The 22,153-nt window shown below is 46.1% G+C and carries 13 protein-coding genes and 1 pseudogene; 9 read left to right on the top strand and 5 right to left on the bottom strand.

Translation table 11 applies throughout. The features are described 5' to 3' along the window. Positions 1-13: 13 nt before the first annotated feature. On the bottom strand, positions 14-1,279 hold the full coding sequence (entS, locus tag XBJ1_RS06220; RefSeq protein ID WP_012987970.1) for an enterobactin transporter EntS: 1,266 nt from the start codon (positions 1,277-1,279) through the stop codon (positions 14-16). A gap of 183 nt (positions 1,280-1,462) precedes the next feature. On the opposite strand from entS, the gene fepD reads away from it, so the two are divergent. Genes fepD through XBJ1_RS06205 form a run of 3 tightly spaced genes read left to right on the top strand, consistent with a single transcriptional unit; the run spans position 1,463 to position 4,382 of the window. Then, positions 1,463-2,494, top strand: coding sequence for a Fe(3+)-siderophore ABC transporter permease (gene fepD, locus XBJ1_RS06215; protein WP_143827719.1), 1,032 nt, complete (start codon positions 1,463-1,465; stop codon positions 2,492-2,494). 16 nt (positions 2,495-2,510) lie between these two features. Next, a complete protein-coding gene (locus tag XBJ1_RS06210; protein WP_012987968.1) occupies positions 2,511-3,542 on the top strand; it encodes a FecCD family ABC transporter permease in 1,032 nt (343 codons plus the stop codon). A gap of 36 nt (positions 3,543-3,578) precedes the next feature. Further along, on the top strand, positions 3,579-4,382 hold the full coding sequence (locus XBJ1_RS06205; protein ID WP_012987967.1) for an ABC transporter ATP-binding protein: 804 nt from the start codon (positions 3,579-3,581) through the stop codon (positions 4,380-4,382). Between the two features lie 79 nt (positions 4,383-4,461). On the opposite strand, the gene XBJ1_RS06200 is transcribed toward XBJ1_RS06205, so the two are convergent. The 3 genes from XBJ1_RS06200 to fes are packed head-to-tail and all read right to left on the bottom strand — an operon-like array spanning position 4,462 to position 14,610. Continuing rightward, positions 4,462-13,056 carry a non-ribosomal peptide synthetase gene (locus XBJ1_RS06200; RefSeq protein WP_012987966.1) on the bottom strand — a complete coding sequence of 2,865 codons (8,595 nt, stop codon included), beginning with the start codon at positions 13,054-13,056 and terminating at the stop codon, positions 4,462-4,464. Continuing rightward, positions 13,049-13,285 carry an MbtH family protein gene (locus XBJ1_RS06195; RefSeq protein WP_012987965.1) on the bottom strand — a complete coding sequence of 79 codons (237 nt, stop codon included), beginning with the start codon at positions 13,283-13,285 and terminating at the stop codon, positions 13,049-13,051. Before XBJ1_RS06195 ends, XBJ1_RS06200 begins: the two co-directional genes overlap by 8 nt. A 38-nt stretch (positions 13,286-13,323) precedes the next feature. Then, the gene (fes, locus tag XBJ1_RS06190) at positions 13,324-14,610 is read right to left on the bottom strand and encodes an enterochelin esterase (protein WP_012987964.1); all 1,287 of its coding nucleotides are present in this window, start codon (positions 14,608-14,610) and stop codon (positions 13,324-13,326) included. 314 nt (positions 14,611-14,924) lie between these two features. On the opposite strand from fes, the gene XBJ1_RS06185 reads away from it, so the two are divergent. The 6 genes and pseudogenes from XBJ1_RS06185 (at position 14,925) to XBJ1_RS06160 (ending at position 21,526) form a co-directional block, all read left to right on the top strand. Further along, positions 14,925-17,123 carry a TonB-dependent siderophore receptor gene (locus tag XBJ1_RS06185; RefSeq protein WP_012987963.1) on the top strand — a complete coding sequence of 733 codons (2,199 nt, stop codon included), beginning with the start codon at positions 14,925-14,927 and terminating at the stop codon, positions 17,121-17,123. A gap of 180 nt (positions 17,124-17,303) precedes the next feature. Then, positions 17,304-18,488, top strand: coding sequence for an isochorismate synthase (locus XBJ1_RS06180; RefSeq protein ID WP_012987962.1), 1,185 nt, complete (start codon positions 17,304-17,306; stop codon positions 18,486-18,488). A gap of 152 nt (positions 18,489-18,640) precedes the next feature. Beyond that, positions 18,641-18,958 (top strand): annotated as a pseudogene (locus XBJ1_RS21295) (AMP-binding protein); the annotation flags it as partial. Then, positions 18,957-19,844 (top strand): isochorismatase family protein, encoded by an 888-nt coding sequence (locus XBJ1_RS06170; RefSeq protein ID WP_012987960.1) that lies wholly within the window; start codon positions 18,957-18,959, stop codon positions 19,842-19,844. The pseudogene XBJ1_RS21295 and the gene XBJ1_RS06170, both read left to right, overlap by 2 nt. Before the next feature lie 595 nt (positions 19,845-20,439). Next, the gene (locus XBJ1_RS06165; RefSeq protein ID WP_012987959.1) at positions 20,440-21,126 is read left to right on the top strand and encodes a hypothetical protein; all 687 of its coding nucleotides are present in this window, start codon (positions 20,440-20,442) and stop codon (positions 21,124-21,126) included. After that, positions 21,119-21,526, top strand: coding sequence for a DUF1139 domain-containing protein (locus XBJ1_RS06160; RefSeq protein WP_038199788.1), 408 nt, complete (start codon positions 21,119-21,121; stop codon positions 21,524-21,526). Before XBJ1_RS06165 ends, XBJ1_RS06160 begins: the two co-directional genes overlap by 8 nt. Here XBJ1_RS06160 and XBJ1_RS06155 read toward each other — a convergent pair. Next, a complete protein-coding gene (locus XBJ1_RS06155; RefSeq protein ID WP_038199784.1) occupies positions 21,523-22,002 on the bottom strand; it encodes an Hcp family type VI secretion system effector in 480 nt (159 codons plus the stop codon). The genes XBJ1_RS06160 and XBJ1_RS06155 overlap by 4 nt on opposite strands. Positions 22,003-22,153 lie beyond the last annotated feature (151 nt).

Genomic DNA, 22,153 nt, shown 5'->3' with positions numbered 1-22,153 from the left:
TGCTGCATCATACTCACTTTTCAGAGGCACCGCCCTCTAATGATGCGGCATTATTATGCAGAGTAGAATGGCGCAGAGGTTTTACCAGTGCTGCAAGCAATAGACAGGTAATTGCCGCAAAAGAACCAAACGAAAGCGCCGTTATGAGAGGAGATAACAGACGTCCCATGACGCCCAATCCCAACGCTCCCAAGGAATCACCAGTAACATCCTGTGCTGTGACAAAACTATTCACCCGCCCCAATAGGTGATCAGGTGTATGACTCTGGATGAGTGTAAACTGTAATAAGGAAGCAAAAGCATTCAGGTAGCCATAACACACCAATGCGAGTAATGCCGGGACAATATGCGTCATGAGACCGAGCAGGGATAATGCAAGGAAAGAGCCCAACGCAAAAATAATGAGCAGAAGACCGGGCCGGGCGCTCCGTCCTATCCAGCCACTGGTAAATGCTCCTAGCATGGCACCCAGAGGAACGGCTGAATACATTAAACCTGTCGCGGAAGGACCTTGGTGATAAACCTCTTGAGATAATGCAGGGAAAAGGATGCGAACTGCCCCCGCCATGCTGATCAACATACCGACTAATATCACACTGCCTACGATTTTATGCTGACAGACAAATTGTACACCACTCACTAACGCTCGGAGTGGATGCTCTTGCCGGGTTGACTGTGGCTTCATCTTTGGCAACCTCACCAGCGGGATCAGTGTAGCCAAAGTCCCTGCTGCGGCAATGGCAAAGTTCCAGCCAGGTCCGCTGGCAACGATAATAAGCCCACCTAGTGCGGGAGAAAGAATGGCACCAATACGAACCGTGATCATACTCAAGGCACCCGCCGCCGCCAGATTTTCCCGGCCGACTAAGTTTGGGATCGCCGCCATTAAAGCGGTCATGCCTAAAGCGCCAAAGAACCCATCCCAGACGGAAAGGAAATAGAGGACAAACAGTGAAGGGGAATCCAAAAACGCATTAAAACTCAATGCAACAAAACCCAAGCCACAAGTGCCACGGGCAAACAGAATCAATTTACGCCTGTCATAGCGGTCGGCCAGTATTCCGCCCAGCATCAATCCGATAAACATGCCGATCCCATCCAATGCCACCACGATCCCCACCTGCAAGGTAGAACCGGTCAGAAACTGCATTTGAACTGGGACGCCCACTGTCAGCATTCCTAATGCAAAAACAGATAGCATACGGGCGATAAAGATAGCGCGGAAATGTGCATTATTTTTAAGTAAACTGAAGTCCAGCAGGATTGATGACTTAGCCATGATGCTCCATGCAATACGTAAACAGGAATTGAAATAAGTGATCTTCGCAGCTTAATTGCCGCAATATAAATATGTTTCCAGAAAAAGCTGTGCTAGCATATCGACCGTTAATGATAATGGCAATACAAATGATTATCACAATCAATAACGAATGGAGCCTTTCCGGTTATGCCTGCTGCCCCAATGCATCGTGAGATAACCTCTTCAAAACCCTTGTCTCAATTTCATACTTATCGCACCCGTCGGTTAACAGGTCCCATAATCTGTTTATTACTCCTCATTATTTTTTCTATAGCGAGTCTGTTATTAGGCAGTAAATATATTGCCCCTGAGACCGTCTGGCATAGTTTAACCGGTGAGCTGCATAACAATGAGAGCATCATTATTCTCGAATCGCGCCTGCCTCGTACCCTTGTCGGTATTTTGGTCGGCATGGCATTAGGTGGTGCGGGGGCATTAATTCAGGCATTGACACGTAACCCTCTGGCAGACCCGGGTATATTGGGCGTCAACGCAGGAGCCAGCTTTGCCATCGTAGTGGCAATCACATTATTTGGCTTAAGCAGTGTTATGGCAAAAGTTAGCGTGGCCTGTCTGGGCGCTTTTCTTGCCAGCCTGGCGGTATGGTTAATCAGTATGCAGTCTGGTGATAAATCCAATCCTGTTCGTTTAACACTGTCAGGAGTCGCGATTAGCGCCCTGTTAACCGGAATAACTACCAATATTGCCCTGCTCAATCCTTCAACTTTCGATCAATTACGCATCTGGCAGGCGGGTACGCTGGATATCCGATCCTTACAGGTCACTCTCCTTGTTGCTCCGTTCATTCTTATCGGCTGTGCGCTCACCTTATTGATTTCAAGGCCACTCAATACGTTGAGTATGGGGGAAGAAATCGCAATAACGTTAGGCGTAAAAATTCTCTGGGTAAAAGTTTCAGCCATCATAGCCATTATGCTGTTATGTGGAACGGCAACTGCATTGGCTGGCCCGATCGGGTTTGTCGGATTGATGATCCCACATATCGCGCGTTGGTGGTGTGGCCCAGACCAACGCTGGATCATTCTGCATTCATTACTCATGGCTCCGGTGTTATTGCTTAGTGCAGATATCGTCGGGCGTTTACTGGTTGCCGGTGAGTTGCGCGTATCAATCGTCACGGCCTTTATTGGCGCGCCCGTGCTGATCTGGCAGGTACGCAAGCGTAAATACTGAGCAGGAGACAGATTTCATGTCGAAAATGTTGCAAGTCGGGCATCCAGAAGGGTGGATAAATGGCCGAATTTCCCTTCGGGTTTTACTGGTGAATACTTTCCAGCTATTTTTAATTATGTTATTAGCGCTGTTCGCTGTTTATTACGGAACGCTGAAACTTTCCTTCTGGCAAATCTGTCAGGCTTTTCAAGGTGAAGGTGATCCCGGCATTATTGCTGTCGTCACGCAATGGCGAGCGCCTCGTGTTGCTATTGCGCTGGTGGTCGGAGCCGCACTGGCGATAAGTGGCGCTATCTTTCAGTCTGTCATCCGCAATCCTTTGGGCAGCCCCGATATTATGGGATTCAGTACCGGCGCATGGACTGGCGTACTGATTACTCTGATTTTTCTAAATGGCGGTTATTATCAAATGACTCTGGGTGCGCTGATCGGCGGCTCATTAACCGCTGTCTTAATTTATTTACTCGCCTGGCGTCAGGGTATCCACGGTTTTCGCCTGATTATTGTGGGGATTGCTATCAGTGCCATGCTGACAGCGGTCAATACTTGGCTTATCGTAACGGGTTCGCTGGAACATGTTATGAGTGCGGCACTTTGGGGTAACGGTTCGCTTAACGGCATTACCTGGCAAAAAGCGGCCTCAGCTCTGTTTGTCATTCCTTTGCTTACTTTCGGCGCTTTTGCTTTGGCAAAGTCGCTGAAAATAATGGAAATGGGGGATGATAAAGCCAGCGCCTTGGGCTGTAATGTTGAAACTAACCGTATGCAGCTTATTCTCTATGGCATACTGCTGACTGCTGTCGTGACGGCAACGACAGGCCCGATATCCTTTATTTCCCTTGCTGCACCGCAAATTGCCCGAAGATTAACAGGTACAAGCTATGTTCCCCTGTTTTCTGCTGCCATGACAGGTGCCTTGCTATTGTTAACTGCTGATTTAGTTGCGCAGCATACTTTTTCAAATGTGCAGCTACCTGTGGGTGCTGTCACCGTCAGTATTGGTGGTATCTACCTTATTTGGCTTCTTATTCGGGAAGCTCGCCAATAATGCCAATCATACAGTAAACAGAAAGAGTAATTATCGATGACATATCGCCTCAGCGCTTCACATTTGACATTAGGCTATGAACGAAAAATTATTGCTGAAGATTTAAGTATCAGTATTCCGGATAAACAGTTCAGCGTAATTATTGGCCCGAATGCCTGCGGTAAATCTACGTTACTGCGTGCGCTTTGTCGTTTACTGAAGCCCCATCACGGTCATATTTTGCTGGATGGAAAAGATATTCAACAAATACCGACTAAGGCATTGGCACGTCAGTTAGGTTTACTGCCCCAGCAAGCGATAGTGCCGGAAAATATCACGGTTTCCGAACTAGTCGCCCGTGGCCGCTATCCCCATCAAAGCCTGCTGCGCCAATGGAGTCTGGATGATAAAACTGCTGTGGCTCAGGCGATGAAAGCCACAGGGATTGCACCATTAGCTGAACGCTATGTTGATGAGTTATCCGGAGGGCAGAAGCAGCGTGCCTGGGTAGCTATGGTATTAGCCCAGCAAACTCCCTTGCTGTTTCTTGATGAACCCACAACATGGCTCGATATTGCTCATCAAATTGACCTGCTGGATCTTTTCCTGCAACTTAATCAGGAAAGCAGCCACACCCTTGTTGCAGTGCTGCATGATATTAATCAGGCATGCCGCTATGCGGATCATTTAATCGTCATGCAGGCAGGGCAGATTGTTACACAGGGTAAGCCTCAGGATATTATCAGCACAGAACTGATCAAATCGGTGTTTGGCTTATCTTGTGTTGTTATTGAAGATCCGGTTTCCCATACCCCCCTGATTATTCCCTGCGGCCGCTACCACTCGGTAAAAGGCATTTAAAAACCATTAAAAAGAGAAAATCCCATCACCAATGAATGATGACGGGATTTTTAAGTAAAGTTTCAAGCTGGGTATTTTTTCAATCGCGATGCGTTTTCAACAACGTATTGAGCAATGGCCCTAACTGTTTCAGTGATGCTGGAGAAAGAATATCAGCATGTTCACAATCTTGCCGATAGATGCTTAATTGTCGTATCCAAGGCGCCCATGTCGCAGCAACATCCATATCAGCAGGCAATGTGCGGGTTGCTGAAAACAGAATGGCTTCGCCATCATATTTTTGATTGGAAGCTGATGAAAGGATACGAACAGAATCCTTATAGTTAGCCACAATATCGGCGAACATAGCCTGCTTTTCAGCACGTAACAGCGGATCACGTTCATCTTCTGTGGCGGCCATAAATTCGGCCTGTTCACGCGCAGCTTCTTCTTTGGCTTCTTCTTCACTTAAGACCGTCCAGTCTTGGCCTTCCGGTGGATAAGTATCCAATAATCCGAGGAAAGCAACTTTCTCTCCCTCTTGGCGCAAGCGTGCAGCCATGCCTTGAGCCAGCATTCCGCCTAACGAATAACCGAGTAGGTAATAAGGGCCATGTGGCTGGATCTGCCGTAATGTCGCTAAATGGTGTGTACACATATCTTCAAGGTTATCAGAGTCGGCAATCACTCCCAGCGGGCGAGGTGACTGTAGTCCAATGATCGGCCAGTCGCCTTTTAAATAACGCAGCAGCCCACTATATTGCCAGGCAAAGCCAGATGCAGGGTGCAGGCAGAATAGCGCGGAACCGTGTCCGTCTCTCAGCGGGAACACTTCTCCCAGACCCCGGTTTTCTGCGGAATCTTGCTCATTCTCATCAGACAGTAATGCACTCAGTTTCTCGACGCTGCGAGCAACCATGATGTGACCAATAGAAATAGACCGATTAAAACGGCGGCGTATTTCTGCGGCCAAGCGCATAGCTAATAGTGAGTGACCACCCAGCGCAAAGAAATCATCATCAGCCCAAACGGTGTCGCAATCCAGAATTTCAGCAAAAAGGGCTGCCATTTGGCTTTCCATACCTGCCACAGGCAAGCGTCCGGTAGTGAGTTTCTGTGGCATAGGAAGTGCCTTGCGATTCAATTTCCCATTGGCGCTTAATGGGAAACTATCCTGAAGCACATAACTGACCGGCAGCATATAAGCAGGCAATCGCCGGGTAAGGGCTTGATGTAACGCCTCTGTATCCAGTGAAACATCGGGTTGAGGAATTAACCAGGCAACTAACTGACGGGCATCTGCATCACTAACGGTGTTGGCTGTTTTGCCTAATTCACACGCAGCAACCGCAGCCTGAGCGATGCCGGACTGTTCCAGTAGAACCTGTTCAATTTCTCCCAGCTCAATACGCTGACCCCGTATTTTTAACTGATCGTCACTGCGTCCAAGATATTCCACTTCACCATTCGGCAACCAGCAGGCAATATCGCCAGTTCGATACATGCGCTCGCCACAGGCGAAAGGATCAGCCACAAAACGGCTGGCCGTCAAATCAGCCCGGTTCAGGTAGCCGGTCGCCAATTGAATACCGCAGAGATAGAGATCACCCGCTACACCAACAGGAACCGGACGCAGCCAAGCGTCCAAAATACGCAATTGGGTATTCCATACCGGTCGGCCAATAGGCACGCCTGAGCCTGTACAGTGATCTAATGCCTCACCATAAGCCGGCTGCCATGTGACATCGACTGCCGCTTCCGTTGGACCATAGAGATTATGTAAAGGTGCCGAGATGAATGTCTGATAGCGGCGAGCCAGTTCACAGGATAACGCTTCACCACTGCAAAACACCTGACGCAGGCTATGACAGAATAAAGCACTTTGCTGACGTGATGCCAATGAGTCAATCAACGTCGCCAACATGGATGGAACAAAGTGCAGCGTAGTTACTGCATAGTCATCAATAAGCTGCATTAGCGCTTCTGGATCGCGATGCACTTCAGGCGGTGCCATCACGAGTTTAGCACCGGTCATCAGTGGCCAGAAAAACTCCCAGACAGAAACATCGAAGCTGCATGGTGTTTTCTGCAAAACCACATCATCCTGCGTAAGCGGGTAAGCATCCTGCATCCATAACAGGCGGTTCACAATGGATTGATGGCTGACCATCACACCTTTTGGCCGTCCGGTTGAACCCGAGGTGTAAATGATATAAGCCGTGTGCTGTGGCGTCACCCACGCTGCGGGATGCACCGGCTGCTGATTTTCATCCGCCAATTGATCGAATACCAGCAAAGGAGCCTGATGAGCAAAACGCGCTTGAAGTTTACTTTCTGTAATGACTAACCGTGGTTGAGCATCCTCCAGCATCATCGCCAAACGATCATCAGGATAACCGGTATCGAGGGGTAACCAGGCCGCTCCTGCTTCCAGTATCGCCTGTAATGCCAGGCTGAGTCTTACTGAACGGGGTAAAGCAACCCCAACAATATCACCGGGCTGAACTCCGGCTTCAATTAAACGATCAACTAATAGACGGGTCTGAGCACGCATTTGCCGATAAGTCAGATGATGCTGGTTATCCAGTAACGCTAAATCATCAGGCGTTTTTTCAGCCTGTTCAATCACAAACTGATGGAGTGTACCAGAAGGGATTTCATGGTGCGTCCGATTCACTTTGGTAATCAATGCAGCCTCGTCAGGTGATTGTAAAACCCAATCTTGCAGAGCCGTATCGGGTTGCTCAAGCAGTTGCTGAATCAGGAGAAGAATGCGTTGAGCCAATAATTCAGGTTGTTTGACACACTCCCGGTATTCCATTAATAAGCGTAGCCGCTTACCCGGCAGAACCAGCAAGGTTAAGGGATAGTGCGTGTAACCACGGTTATTAATCCGCTGACAAATGATCGTTTGAGTGCAATCTGATTCAGTATCGGTTTCTGGATAATTTTCCACTACCAATAAGGTATCAAAAAGCGTACTTGTCCCCGCAATATGTTGAATTTCACCCAGACCGATATTGTCGTGTTCAATCAATTGGATCTGTTGTGCCTGCAATTGTTCTAACTGAGGCAAGAGAGGTAACGTGATATCCAGCGTCATTCGAACCGGCAGCGTGTTGCTGAACAGCCCAACATGCTGGTCTAACCCTTCAATCTGGCCAAATCGCCCAGACACGGGGGAACCGAAAACCACATCGGATGAACCACTGTGTATACTGAGCAGCACAGACCAGATCCCCTGCATCAGCGTATTGAGTGTCAAACCACGTTGCTGACATAAGCTGAAGAGTGCCTGTTCCATTTCAGGTTCGAGCGCGATATCAAGCTCTTTCACTTTGCCGTTATGGGGTTGATCACTGAACAGTTTGGTCGGTTGAACGCCCTTCAACACATCTTGCCAGCATTGGCGTGCCACTGCCGTTTCTTGTGCCGCCAATTGATGTACGATCTCTTGATAACTGACTCTGGGCACAGATAACGCCTGTTCACCTTGATTCAGCAAGGTTAAAAGATCTTGTATCAAGATAGGTGTTGACCAGCCATCTACGACAAGATGGTGAATATTCAACAATAATGTATAACGTGAACCTTCACCGTGGCATACCAGTAAAGCATGTAGCATGGCTTGAGGCTGGTGGAAAAGATCGCGCGCCAGTTCCGTCCTTTCCAGTTCTAATAATGCTGCTTCTTCTTCCTGCTCAGGTAATTCAGGGAGCTGATAAAAATCAAGCGGCCAAATATCGCTATCCTCTGATAAAAGGGGGATCAGTTGTAGAGGAGAAGCACTTTGCTCAGTATCAAAACGTGCGGCAAGCTGAGGATGGTGGCGGATCAGGGCAGATAGTGCCCGGTGTAGTTTAACCCGATCTAATGACCCATGCAGGGAAAGGCGGGTGAGTGAATTATAATTACCCTTATCTGTTGCTGTCTGAGCGTGAAAGAGTAGCCCCTGTTGCAATGGTAACAGCGGTAACACCGTAGCCAAAGGCCCATAACGTTCAGTCAGTTGCGTCAGATCACTTTCTTCAAGTCTCGGTAAAACAATTTCTGCGGCAACCAGCGTCGCAGCCGCCTGCCGTGGCTGCTGTCGGGCAAAATTGATTAGGCAGTCGGTAGCCCATTCCATGCCGCGCTGTAATTCAGAGATGTCTTGTTCGCTGAAGATACCATCTACCCATTGCCAGTTAATCGCTAACTGCGGAATGCTTCCCTGTTCATCAACAAACAGGTTGATTTCCAAGCTATGATTGGGGGACATTTGCGGATCTTGATAAACAGCAAAAGTATCACGGAACAGGTTTTCAGTGCGCTGTGGCGCCCATAAGTTATCAGTCGCAGCAAAGCGCCCCAAATAGTTAAATAAGATCTCCGGCGTATCCTGTTGGGCTAATACTTGTCGGCCAGTTTGATCCAGATAACGCAGCAGGCCATAACCTATGCCACGATCGGGTATTGTACGCAGAGCGCTTTTCACTGCCCGTACGATTTTTGAAGGGTTTTCGTCAGCGATTTTTGTGGATTGGTGTTCTGCCTGTGGCAACGCCAGCACCACGGGATATTCCGCCGTTAACCAGCCCACGGTTCGGGCTAAATCAACGTCATCCTCTAACTCCATACGACCATGCGACTCTAATTGGAAACGGAATTTGCTGACACCAAAGTGCCGGTTACAGGCCATAGCCAATATCGTTAACAACATCTCTTCGATGTTGGCATGGTACTGCTGCGGCAACACTCCCAGTAATGCCGTGGTCTGTTTGCCGGTTAATAGTGTGCGTTGCTCACGGACAGCGACTTGCCGATCCCGATGCGCATCCAACGGGCGTTTTCCTAACAGGGGAATTTTTTCGTCAAGCATGGCCTGCCAGAAAGACAGCTCTCCGGCACGGTTTACTAAATTTTGGCCTAGCTGAAGGTTCCAGTCATACAATGTGTACTCTTCCGGTGGCAAAGTGATTGCTTTACCCGCTATGGCAGTCTCTATCGCCTGTTGCAGTTCATCCAGTAGTACCCGCCATGACACACCATCCGTTGCCAGATGATGAATAACCCATACTAATCCCTGAGTCTCTTCATCTTGTTGCAGTAAACAGGCATGGAATAAATGACCCGTGGCCGGATTCAGGCGCATCACCGCCTCGTGGAAAGCCTGTTCTGCACTCGTTTCTATATGACCACTATTTTGTATAACGCTGTAATACGATCCGTCTGCCAGTACAGGTTTTTCACCGATGATAAGGCGATTATTGCGGGTAACAGCATGAAGTACCGGGTGGGTCTGGCTCAACGCGAGAAGGGCAGATGATAAATGTTCTGGCCGTAATTCAGCCGGTACGCGGATGAATACACCGTGGGCGAAACGGGTATTGATGCCATGAGATTCTGCAAACCAATGCAAAATAGGTAAGTGATCGATCTCGCCGATTTGTACTGGCTTAGATATCTTATTGGCGCTAGAGGTTCTTTTGCCAATAGCGACCGGAGACATTTTCAGCGCCATACGCGCCGGTGTCCGTTCACTGAAAATATCGCGCGGACGAAGCTGCCAGCCAACACGACGCAATTGTGTTCCCAGTGCCATTGCAGAGATACTGTCGCCTCCGAGCACAAAGAAATCATCATCTGCACTGACCTGAACTATTCCTAATAAGGTTGCAAACGCCTCACAAATATATTTTTCCTTTTCATTTTCAGCTTGCCGCCCTATAGAAAAATGCTGTTGCTGCGGTTTGGGCAGTGCCTTGCGATCCACCTTGCCATTGACTGTTAATGGCAACTCTTCCAAAATCACCAATAAAGCAGGCACCATATAATCAGGTAGCTGTTTTGCCAGTTCAGCCAGCAATCGTGCAGAAATATCCGCTAAGGCTCGCAGTTTATTATCAGGAACCGAGCAATAGCCAATCAGCCGATATGTGACTCCCATGGGTTCTGCAATGACTACGGCCGAGCTGACTTCAGGTAAAGCAGCTAATGCATTCTCTACCTCTCCTAACTCAACGCGAAAACCACGTACTTTAATTTGGTGATCCACTCGGCCAACAAATGAGAGCTGCCCATCAGGCCGCCAACGCATCAGATCGCCACTACGATACATCACCTCACCATTCTTGAAGGGGTTGGCGACAAAACGCGCCGCGGTTAAATCAGGACGGCGCAGATAACCGCGGGCAATGCCTGGCCCGGAAAGGTAAAGTTCCCCCACGGCACCAACCGGCACAGGTTGCAGATGGCTATCCAGAAGCCAAACATCAGTATTGGCAACGGGCCGCCCAATAACAGGCTGATCAGCGACCTGAATATCGGCTCCCAGCGTGTCGATGGTATATTCTGATGGGCCATAGTAATTATGGATATTCATTTGCGGGTATTGCTTCAACAGCTCCCACAATCGCGGCGTCGCCGCTTCACCACCAATCATAATAAACGCTGGCTGGTGGTTGCCTTCTTCCAGCAAACCGCTGTCAATAAGCTGAGTCAAAAACGATGGGGTAATATCCATGAGGTCAACAGGCAGTTGATTCATTTGCTGTACCACACCCCACGCATCTCGCCGTAACTCTTCATCAAAGATATAAAGCTCGCTGCCTAACATCATGCAGAACAGCGGCTCCCAGGACGAATCAAATGAGAAAGAGGCTGTGTGACCGGCGCGCATACGCCGTTGATGCTGAAGATGAAAATTGTCAATCACTGGCCCAAACAGCCGTGCAGCATGGGAAGCCAGCAAATTCAACAACCCGCCATGTGTACTCATCACCCCTTTGGGTTTGCCCGTGGAACCAGAGGTATAGATGATGTAAGCAAGGTGCTCGCCCCGCAGCGTTTCACGCCTTTCTTCATCTGTGACAGGAAGGGAAGACAGACTGGTACACCGCTCCTGTATCTGATGATCATCCAGACATATTACCTTCGGTATATCAGGCATTTGTGGCAGTGTATTAATGCAGGTTATCAACAGTACCGGCTGAGCATCATCGCTCATTAATTGTAAGCGTTCCCGCGGATAATCGAGATCCAGTGGCATGTAAGCCGCGCCACTGGCTAATACCCCCAGAATCGCGACAACCGAATCTATTGAGCGGGGTACACCTATCGCGACCACATCCTCGGCACCAATACCTTGCGCCAGCAATAGACGCGCAAGCTGCATGCTTTTTGCCATTAATTGATGATAGCTAAGTTGTTGATCACCACAACGGACAGCTAAGGTATCTGGTTGCTGTTTCACTTGAGATAAGAAGAAATCAAGCACAGAAACCCTATCTGATGGCGGTGTTACGCATGGCCCGCGGGACCATTCATCAAGACGCTGTTGTTCCTGTGGGGGAATCATCGGTATAAAAGCAATCGGTTGTTTCGGCTGAATGAGCAGTTGATCTAATAGATAACGGATGCGCTCACTGTGCCAGTGTAAAGTCTGTTCGCTATATTTTGTCCGATTGGCAATGAAGGTCAGATGAAGAACGTCATCCTGAAAATTCAATTCAAATTCCAGATCATCCACTGGCCCCGTGGCGAGTGTATGAGTCGTAATTGGTTTGCCGTCTAATTTCAGCGTCTCGTTATATATTTTATAGTTAAAAACAGGGCCATAGAGCAGATTGCTGCTTCCCGATAACCCCAAATGGCAGCGTAGCTGTTCGGCATCATAACGCTGGTGGCGGCGGACTTGTTTTATTTCTGCTACAAAAGCCTTCACGACATCGGCCAGTGTCATGCTGTCTTGCAGTTTGATTTGTAACGGTAGCAGGTTAACCACAGGGCCGGTAGAGCAAAGCGCGGCTGATCCCAAACGCCGCATAAACGGAAAACCAATAGAGAGATGCTTTTCTCCGCACATGCGGTAGAAGTAGATGCCGAGTGCAGCCATAGCAATTTCAGCAGGTTGAAATTGGCGTAGTGAATCCTCTGCCATTAATGAAGTCAGCTGAGTTGCCGGAAAATGGCAGTGATAATATAAAGGCGAGGTGTTCTCCGAAGCGGCAATATCTTCAACTGAAAGAGAGACACAGGCACCCGGCTCACGGGTATATTCTTGCCAGAATGCCGCAGCCTTTGCTTTTGCCGGTGAACTTTGCCAATCCTGATATTCCTCCACCACCTGAGTAAAGGAACAGAAAGGGGTCTCAGCGGGCGGATGCTCAGCTTTCAGGGCGTTATAAATCTGAATAATCCGACGAGTCAGTGCATCAAAACTGAAACCATCCAGCATGAGATGATGAAAGCGTTGATACCAGAACCAGCGTTCAGGTTGCTTATCAATCTTCATCACCACCTGTCGGTACAGCGCACGTTCTCCATCTGCCGGTAATTCAGCCGAGAGATCCTCCTGCATCAATGTCTGTGATGCTATTTCGGCCTGTCCGGCCGGCTCTCTGGAAAAATCAATCCATTCAGGGGCAATGACCTGCTGTGGGTCACAGCAAAGCGGGATCTGTTGTACTGGTATTCCATCTTCATTCAGGAAATACCGGGCATGGATCGTATCCGCTTCAGACAATCCCTGACAAATAGCGGCATCAAATAATGGCTGGTCTAATGCCCCTTTAATTTCAATATAATGTGCAATGGTGAATATGTTGCGTGGGTCAGCGAGTTGATCGGCTATCCAAATCCCTGGCTGGGCAGCAACCAGTGGTAGCGTCAAATTTATTGTTTCAACCCCAACCTCTTGTAATCTACTAGACACGTGTACTTCCTTTAACTAATAAGTCACGCAACCGGGCAGGGCGCATATCTACCCAATGTTCTTCTATGTATGTAATACATGTTGACCGCGAATCTGGCCCGGCAACCTGTTCCCAGCCAGCCGGCTGTTCCGCAAAAGCAGGCCAGAGGCTGTATTGCTGTTGAGCGTTGATCAGCACAAAGAAAGTCGCGTTATCATCATCAAAAGGGTTTTTTTGTTCCTGAGACATCTTTAGCTCTCGTTATATTTAGAGTTTCAGTCATTGTTTTATGCGTTTTCAGACAGTAACCAGCTAAGGCCGTCAATCAACCCGCCACGCCAGCACAAAGAATCATGTCCGCCATTAAAAACACGATAACTCACGTGATATCCGGCATTTTTCAATGCTTCATACATTTGCTGGTTAACACCTTCGATATCATCTTCGCGGGAACCCGCCTCCTGAAAGATTTTCAATGAGGATGGGGTAACTTTTTGCTCAATAACCTGCTGTGTCAGCCAACCGGTTTGACGCTCAGATGACTTCATCATTTTGCTGTAAGGCCACCAGAAAGAACCGGATTGAGTGAGTACACAGCCAAAGCGTTGCGGCCAATGCAGTGCTGCATAAAGTGCGGCCAGCCCACCATAACTTTGGCCGGCGACAACCGTATTGTCGGGGGAATCGCTGAACGTGGCATGCTGTGCGGCAAGCGGTAAAAGTTCATCCTGAACCGCCAGCCAGAAATCTCGGTTGCAGGGTAATTCCTGTTCCCGTCGGGACATATCAATCACATCAATGAGTAGCCAGACAGCTCCCGGTATGTGTTGCTGTTCGGTAGCGGCTTCTAAGGCAGAAAAAACAGGGGTTCTTTCTGCCCAGTTTTGCCCATCCAGAAGAATGACCAGCGGGCGTGGTCTCTCCGTTTCCTCTCCCGTAGCGTAAAGCCAGATACGCCGCTGATTACCAAGGCGATGACTCTGCCAATTCAACAGAACAGGTTGTTGTGTATCCGGCTGAGCGAGACTATTTCTCCCGATTGATGCCCAGGCTGATTGCTCAGGAGCATGGGGCATATGAGCGGCCGATAAAGACATTCCGAGCCCATTACGATGACAGCCTTGTAAATTCAGAGGATCGGGAATAGACAGAGGAAAGAGTGAACACCACCATTCGCGTTGCTGTTGGTTACGCTGCTGGGTGTCGCCGTAAAAATCAGGGGGCAGATGGGCATGAGTGACAGGGATCAGGCTGTAACTTCCTCTCCAGTCATCATCAATAGTGACAGACCAATACCAAATGTCACTTTCGGGCAATCGTTGCAGACTTTGTGGCTGTGGACTGTGGTGATCGGTGATGCCGTTGATATCAATAAAAACTCGGCGAATATCTGAATTCCGTTCATTTCCGGCCGGATCTCGCCAGAAAAACGTGAGTTGAACCTGATGATCCGGCCTTGCTTCCACTAACGGAGTCCCTAAAGCTGCAATATGCTCCCACCATAATTCACTGCCAGAATAAGATGCTGATAATAAATTACTTATCGTACCGGATGGCTGAAATGCTAATTTCATTCCCTTATCCTCTTCAAAATAATTGCCCCATCGAGTTGTTCCATTAATGCCCCTATCTGGCATAACAATTGATAACTACTCACCCAAAGATAAATAGTTATCATTCACTAAACAATATTGATTATCATTTTTATTTGCAATAGCATTAGGCGTCTTTTATGAATGAAGTTTATCGGTTTATGGAATTAATAAGATCGTCGCAGAGGAAAATAGGACTGGAATCCTCTTATAGAAACTTAGGGAAAATAAGAGACATATGAATCTGATTATAAAGTAATTATTTCCAAGAAATCCTATTTTAAGAGATGAAATCTATGGTAATGCCCACGAAAAAAACGCTAAAAAATAAAACAACCAAAAATCACAATAATAAAGTACCGTTAATATTAACTTCTGTATTATTTTTATCTCCTCACTCCGCAATAGCCGTTGAAACGGCTAATGAGAAAGACACCATCATAGTCACCGCATCAACACAGGGTGGCTCCAGCGGCTTCGTTGAATCAGAAAGTTCTGCGGGTACGAAAAGCACTGCACCACTGATAAAAACACCTCAGGCGATTACGGTAGTGAACCGTGCTCAAATAGAGGCTCAGGGCGCAACAACAGTGGCTGATGCCCTGAATTATTCCAGTGGTGTGGTCACTAACTATCGTGGTGCTTCCAACCGTAGTGATGAAGTCATTACACGTGGTTTCCGTTACGCGCCCAAATTTCTTGATGGACTGAGCTATGGTTTAAACGGCCAGGGGGCTACGGCAGGTCAGATCGATCCTTGGCTTTTGGAGCGTGTGGAACTCGTTCATGGGCCAGCATCCGTGCTATACGGCCAGGTCAGCCCCGGTGGGTTGGTTAGCATGACCAGCAAAAGGCCGACTGCACAACCTATACATAAAGTGCAGATGAAAGCCGGTAATCAGCGTCTTGGTGAGTTTGCCTTTGATTTTGGCGGGGCAGTACATGACGACATTCCCCTTTTCTATCGCTTGAATGGAATTCTCAGTACTCAACAGCAATTCGTCAAAGACTATAAAAAGGAACGTATTGCAATTGCTCCGGCGCTGACATGGATACCGAACAGTGACACGACCTTTACGCTGCTGACTAGTTATCAATACGATCCTAAAATGGGATTCCGTAACTTCTACCCTAAAGTCGGGACTGTCACGCCTATCCCCAATGTGGGCTATATGCCCTATGATATGAATCTCAGTGAGCCTTCTTTTAATCAGGCCAGACGGGAGCAGACTTCTATCGGCTATATTCTTGAGCACGATATTAATGATATTTTCTCCTTCCAACAAACCTTACGTTACTCAAGCTCAGATGAACGCACTAAACTGTTTGTTTATACAAAAGATGTCACCAGTTCCATCATTGGGCGTCGCCCGCAGCGTGAACACAATAAAGCGCAGGAATTTGGCATAGATAATCAACTGAAAGCTCTGTTTTCAACGGCTAACATTGAGCATAACATTATCAGTGGAATAGATTACAAGTGGGGAGACAGGCACAATAAAACATGGAATGATAAAAACCCGGGCAGAGAACCCCAATATCGTTTTGACTGGTCAAATCCCACTAGGAACATTCACATTGATGAGAAAAACCTCTCACTTGACTCAAATGATAAAAAGAAACTTCATCAGTTAGGTATCTATTTACAGGATCAACTCAATTGGGAAAACTGGAATTTAGTTCTTTCAGGGCGTTATGACTGGACTGAAGTCAAGCAGCAAGATCTCATCAAGCACACATTAAAAAAACAGAATGACAGTGCGTTTACAGGACGAGCGGGTTTACTGTATGCCTTTGATAACGGTATTTCGCCTTATATCAGCTACAGCACCTCTTTTGAACCCAATCTGGATACAGGTGCACCAGGTGCACCGGAATTCAAACCAACAATGGGTGAACAGACCGAAATAGGCATTAAATTCCAGCCCAAAGACCATGATACCTTGCTGACGCTTTCTCTGTTTGATATCACGCAGAAAAACGTGACAACCCGTGATCCGGTTACCCGCATTAGCGAGCAGATTGGCAAGATTGGTTCAAAAGGCGCGGAAGCCGAAATTCATTCTAAAATTACCCCAGAAATCAATCTGATGGCGTCGTATACCTATACCGATACCAAGACGAAAAGTGATAGAAACCCTGCTCGTGTCGGTAAAAGAGTGCCAGCGGTTCCTGAACATGCGGCTTCTGTATGGGGTAGCTATAGTTTCAAACAATCCGTACTGGAAGGGCTTACGCTGGGTACTGGCGTGCGTTACCTCGGTACCACTTCCGGTGATTTTACAGAAAAATTCAATGTACCGTCCTACACTCTCTACGATCTGATGGCAAAATATGATCTTGGTGAAGCGTCACCTCAGCTAAAAGGTGCCAGTGTACAACTGAACGTGAATAACCTGACCGACAAACGTTATGTCGCTTCGTGCTCGAATGACGGAGCCTGCTTCTATGGCAGCGGTCGCAGCATTTTCGCCACTGTAGCGTATAGCTGGTAAGCGGAAATGCATTTATCTCAGGGGCATTGATAAAGCAATGCTGACACAGACTGCTTTTTACCTTACTGATGTCCCCTGAGAAATAACTTTTATACAACACAGGTGTAATACGTTTTTCTAATTCGAACCGTAACAGGCAGAAAAAATAAAATAACAGTCAATAAAATATAGGAAAAAACCGTGCCTAATTTAGCAACTGAATTCCGCATATCCCAATTGCAGGATTTTTGTTGTGATGATTTTGTGTTCCTGTCATCTAATAAAAGTCTACATGCACACGGATGCTTTACCAAAATAACCACGCCAGTCGGTGATAATACAGATACTGACTGCCAATTACATCGCGATATACCTGAGCTTTTCCGTCAGGCTAAAAATAAAGGTATTGAAAACCCCATTATAGTGGGTGCGATTCCATTTGATAAACGCCAGCCTTCTGCTCTGTTTATTCCGGAAGATTACTCTTGGCTAGAGCGTGAGGCATTATCTTTTTCATCTGTTTCTTCCGGCCCCAAATTACAGCAGATAAATTCATTGCCGGATAAAGACGAATTCTGCCAGATGGTGACTCATGGCGTTGATGCAATTCATCATGGTTTGCTCGATAAAGTTGTCCTTTCCCGCCTGCTGAACATCAAATTTGACCAACAGCCTGATGCTACGCAGTTATTTATGCGGTTGAATCAACAAAACCCTTATAGCTATAACTTCCATGTTCCACTTGGCAACAGCACCCTTATCGGTGCCAGCCCGGAGTTACTACTGTGTAAACAGGGGAGTACCATTATCTCTCAGCCTCTGGCGGGTTCTTCACGCAGAGGCAGCAACGTCATGCAAGACAATGAGTTGCGTCAATCGCTATTGCGTTCAGCGAAAGATCAGCATGAACATCAATTAGTGATTACCGCAATGAGAAAAGCATTAGCTGAACGTTGTACAGAATTAGCTATTCCTGAGATACCTTCGTTACTCAGCACCCCCTTGCTTTGGCATCTCGCGACAGAAATTCGTGGTGAATTAGCCGATAAACAGATAGATGCCCTCTCGATCGCTTGCTTGCTGCATCCAACTCCGGCGCTGTGTGGTGCTCCCAGACAGCAGGCCGCGACGCTGATTTCTGAATTGGAACCGTTCAAACGCGACTATTTTGGCGGTATTGTCGGTTGGTGTGATGCCAGAGGTAATGGCGAATGGGTCGTGACGATTCGCTGTGGTGAAGTGTTTGAAAACCATATTCGGCTCTTTGCAGGAGCAGGGATTGTCGCTGACTCGAAACCCAGTGCCGAATGGCATGAAACAGATGTGAAATTTGGCACGATGCTACAGGCGCTGGGATTGTCTTACGATAAGGAACGTTGTTTATGAATATTGAATTCACTCACTGGCCTGAGAAATTAGCGCAACACTATCGCCAATGTGGTTATTGGCTTGACTTACCGCTGAGCGACATACTCAGCCGCCAAGTCGCCAATGAAAATATCGCCCTTATTGCTGACAAACATCAGTATAGTTACCACCAGCTCAAGAGTCTGGAATTATTACAATTACAGGTGGGGGGTGCACGGTTGAGTGAATCATCAGCCAGAAGAATACCTTCCGAGCTTGGCTGCCGCTTACAGCAGGTATTTGGCATGGCAGAAGGGCTGGTGAACTACACACGGCTGGATGACGATGAACAAACCATTTTCACGACCCAAGGCCGCCCAATCAGCGCAGATGATGAAGTATGGATAGCGGATAAACAAGGCAACTCTCTGCCACACGGTGTCACCGGCAGGTTAATGACCCGTGGCCCATTACACAGCACACCCTATTTCAAGTCGGAGAAACCCAATGAGCATCCCCAAACTAAACGATTATCTTCTGCCTGCTGTTCAGGAATTACCTGTTAATAAGGTGAATTGGGCATTTGATAGCAAACGGGCGGCTTTGCTCATCCATGACATGCAGAATTATTTTCTCAATTTTTGGCAACCTGATAGTCAGCTAGTGACGCAAGTCATCGATAATATTGCCCGCCTGAAAATACAGTGTCAGAAACTTGGCATACCTGTTTTTTATACCGCGCAGCCCGACCACCAGAGCGATGCTGACCGGGGCTTGCTTAATGATATGTGGGGGGCAGGGCTGAATAAACATCCTGAACAGCAAAGTATCACTGACGCATTAACACCCGAAAGTGATGACACGTTATTAGTCAAGTGGCGCTATAGTGCTTTTCAACGTTCTGATTTGGAACAGTTACTGAAAAATAGCGAACGGGACCAATTAATTATTTGTGGTATTTATGCTCATATCGGCTGTATGACAACCGCCACTGATGCCTTTATGCGTGATATAAAACCTTTCTTCGTTGCAGACGCACTGGCAGATTTCAGCCGCGAAGAACATATGATGTCTCTGCGTTATGTCGCAGGACGTAGTGGCCGTGTACTGACGACGGCAACATTGCTCAATGAAATGTCACTTTCTTCTCTAGGGGAGAAGAAATGGGATCGGGAACACCTTCGTGCTGAAATTTTACCGTTATTAGACGATGACTGTGGCGACATTGATGATCATGAAAATTTACTTGATTACGGCCTCGATTCGGTACGAATCATGTCGTTGATAACGCGCTGGAATAATCAGGGTCATCAGCTAGATTTCATCACGCTGGTTAAAACACCAACCTTATCGAACTGGCTTACGCTGTTGACTGATAAACGGGAGGTCAAATAATGAGCGCTTTTTCTTGATTTCAGCGGTAAAAATGTCTGGATCACGGGGGCTGGGCGTGGAATAGGTTATCAAATTGCCAGCCACATCACTTTACAGGATATCGTCATCGATGGAGGCGCTACGCTAGGAGCCGGAGTACTTAGCCAAAAAATCCCGTAAGTATGTCTGGTTAAACGCGTTTAATTCCACCGTATGACAACAGTCGGTGATTAATCTTCATACGGCATTTGATTATTTTTTCAATCCTAAGCGGGCAGCCCAGCCCGCTCCCCCATATTTAAATTCAAGCATGGGAAGCGATCCAGTTACCTAGGTTAACCCGTGAGATCGCCCAGCGATACACCGATAATCCCACCGACAGGGAAACTTGATCAGGTTCCCAATAATTCAGAAAAGTTAAAGAAAAAATAGCTGGTTCTGAAATAAAATATGATATTTAGAAAACTGTGTCTTATCACCCAGTTCTAAATGGATAGACTTTACGGGTACAGTGGATAATCATATTCTACAGAAATTTATGGTTTGACAGGTAGAGCGAAACCGTACGTGAGCCGAAATTTTTATACAGCTCACCTAATAAATCACAGGGGTTCTAATGACAAAAAGAGCTGATATAAAAAATGAAAGATTGGTTTACACAGAAAAATTAGGGTGGTTAGACTTAGGGCATGCTAACGGTGATGATGCTAGGAAGCTAATGATTTCTCTTTATTTGGGGGATAATACTACTGAGGAATCGCATTTTATTGTTAGATATGTCCAATATATGGGGAGGGGACGAAACTATGGGACATCTATAAAAACAAGATGGAGAGTTAAGAGAGGTTTATCTTTGCATGATACGAAGAGAGTTGCTCTTACTATCATGATGTATACAACTCATTCATTTGAATCGTACCAAGATTCCTTTCCTTTTACTTGGTTTTCGGATAGTGGTTATAGCGGTGAGGATTTAATTTCTAATTTATTTGGTTTTTATCAGGCTGTTAATGATATTAATTATTTGCCTCAAGTAGGGGTAGTAAGTAAGGATGAGGCATTTAAACGGTGGGATTACTATGGGCCTATAGGAAAATATAAAAATAAAACTTTTAAACCGCTCTTATTTCCTGATCCTGAAAAATACCCAAACAATGCAAGACCTTATCATGCTTCACTACCTAGTTTTTTAAACACTATAATACCTATAAGTGACATAAAAACTAGTCAAGATGTAATGCTTATTGAAGATGCAAGCTGGATTAATGTAGGTAAAGAATATGCTGGGATTTCGGTTGAGTAATTTTATACGTATATGTATCGTTATATCTGTTTTAATTGTGGGTGTTCTTTTTTTTATTGCTTCATTAGCAAATGTAAATTTGTCATATACAAAAAGAAACTTCATTTACTATCATACATTTACCTTTGATGAAATTAAAAATATACCATTAGTTTCAAATGATTACATCATATACTATGACTCTCCTGATGGCTCACAAATAATGACTAATGAAATTGTTTTTTCAAATGTAAACTTGATTCGTAAAAAGGAGCTAATAGAATATGTTGAGAATATGGGATTTAAAAAATATTTTGATAAATATTGGAATGAAGATAGTTGGCGAAAAGATAATGTACGAATAAGTATAAAACAAAATGATACCGAACGTACCATTTTGTTTTTAGTTGAGATAAGTTAAAATACATTATCTTCTCTTATGCTGTAACCAGATGTTCCAGCAGTATGGTGTGTCCAAGTTATGCTATCATATGAAATTGTTATACATTCATATGGTTGCATATCATTGTGATTTAGCGAGTTAGGGTAATGTATAGATATGTTTTTTATGGTTGCGTTTGTTAACTTCATTGAATAAAATTTTTCTAGCCCACCTGATGAACTGTTTCTATATATATCAATTTCACAATTTAAACTCTCATTGCTTGATATTGCAACTCCTAATAGTGGAGATGATTTATCAATTGGTTTTGTTATTACAATAGGCTGGTGATTTACATTTTGCTCTCTACTTATATCATGGTCTACAGCATAAATAAGTATTTTATCTTTGTGCTCTTCTTGATATTTATTTCCTATGGAATCATAAGTTGAGCATCCGGCAGATATAAGACCTTGCTTTTTACCATTTATAGTCATGTAAATAATATTGGCCACTCTGTTTTTCCTTAGTATGTTTTTTGGGCAAAATAAACATACATAATAACTCATTATTTTGTCAATAGTATTTTTTAAATTTAAAAGACTTATTCATTAACTTTAGTAAAAATCTGCTTTCATAGAAGGCGGCATTAATTTCACCCCATAG

The sequence above is a fragment of the Xenorhabdus bovienii SS-2004 genome (assembly GCF_000027225.1).
GTDB classification, from domain to species: domain Bacteria; phylum Pseudomonadota; class Gammaproteobacteria; order Enterobacterales; family Enterobacteriaceae; genus Xenorhabdus; species Xenorhabdus bovienii_C.
The sequence above is the reverse complement of the archived record's forward strand: the minus strand, read 5'-3'. Positions and strand labels throughout refer to the sequence as shown.

What these genes read in the sequence shown, in the direction of transcription:
- XBJ1_RS06165 (WP_012987959.1), top strand. Translation starts at nt 20,440, where the DNA reads ATGACAAAAAGAGCTGATATAAAAAATGAAAGATTGGTTTACACAGAA.
- XBJ1_RS06210 (WP_012987968.1), top strand. Translation starts at nt 2,511, where the DNA reads ATGTCGAAAATGTTGCAAGTCGGGCATCCAGAAGGGTGGATAAATGGC.
- fepD (WP_143827719.1), top strand. Translation starts at nt 1,463, where the DNA reads ATGCATCGTGAGATAACCTCTTCAAAACCCTTGTCTCAATTTCATACT.
- XBJ1_RS06185 (WP_012987963.1), top strand. Translation starts at nt 14,925, where the DNA reads ATGGTAATGCCCACGAAAAAAACGCTAAAAAATAAAACAACCAAAAAT.
- XBJ1_RS06205 (WP_012987967.1), top strand. Translation starts at nt 3,579, where the DNA reads ATGACATATCGCCTCAGCGCTTCACATTTGACATTAGGCTATGAACGA.
- XBJ1_RS06195 (WP_012987965.1), bottom strand. Translation starts at nt 13,285, where the DNA reads ATGTCTCAGGAACAAAAAAACCCTTTTGATGATGATAACGCGACTTTC.
- XBJ1_RS06170 (WP_012987960.1), top strand. Translation starts at nt 18,957, where the DNA reads ATGAGCATCCCCAAACTAAACGATTATCTTCTGCCTGCTGTTCAGGAA.
- entS (WP_012987970.1), bottom strand. Translation starts at nt 1,279, where the DNA reads ATGGCTAAGTCATCAATCCTGCTGGACTTCAGTTTACTTAAAAATAAT.
- fes (WP_012987964.1), bottom strand. Translation starts at nt 14,610, where the DNA reads ATGAAATTAGCATTTCAGCCATCCGGTACGATAAGTAATTTATTATCA.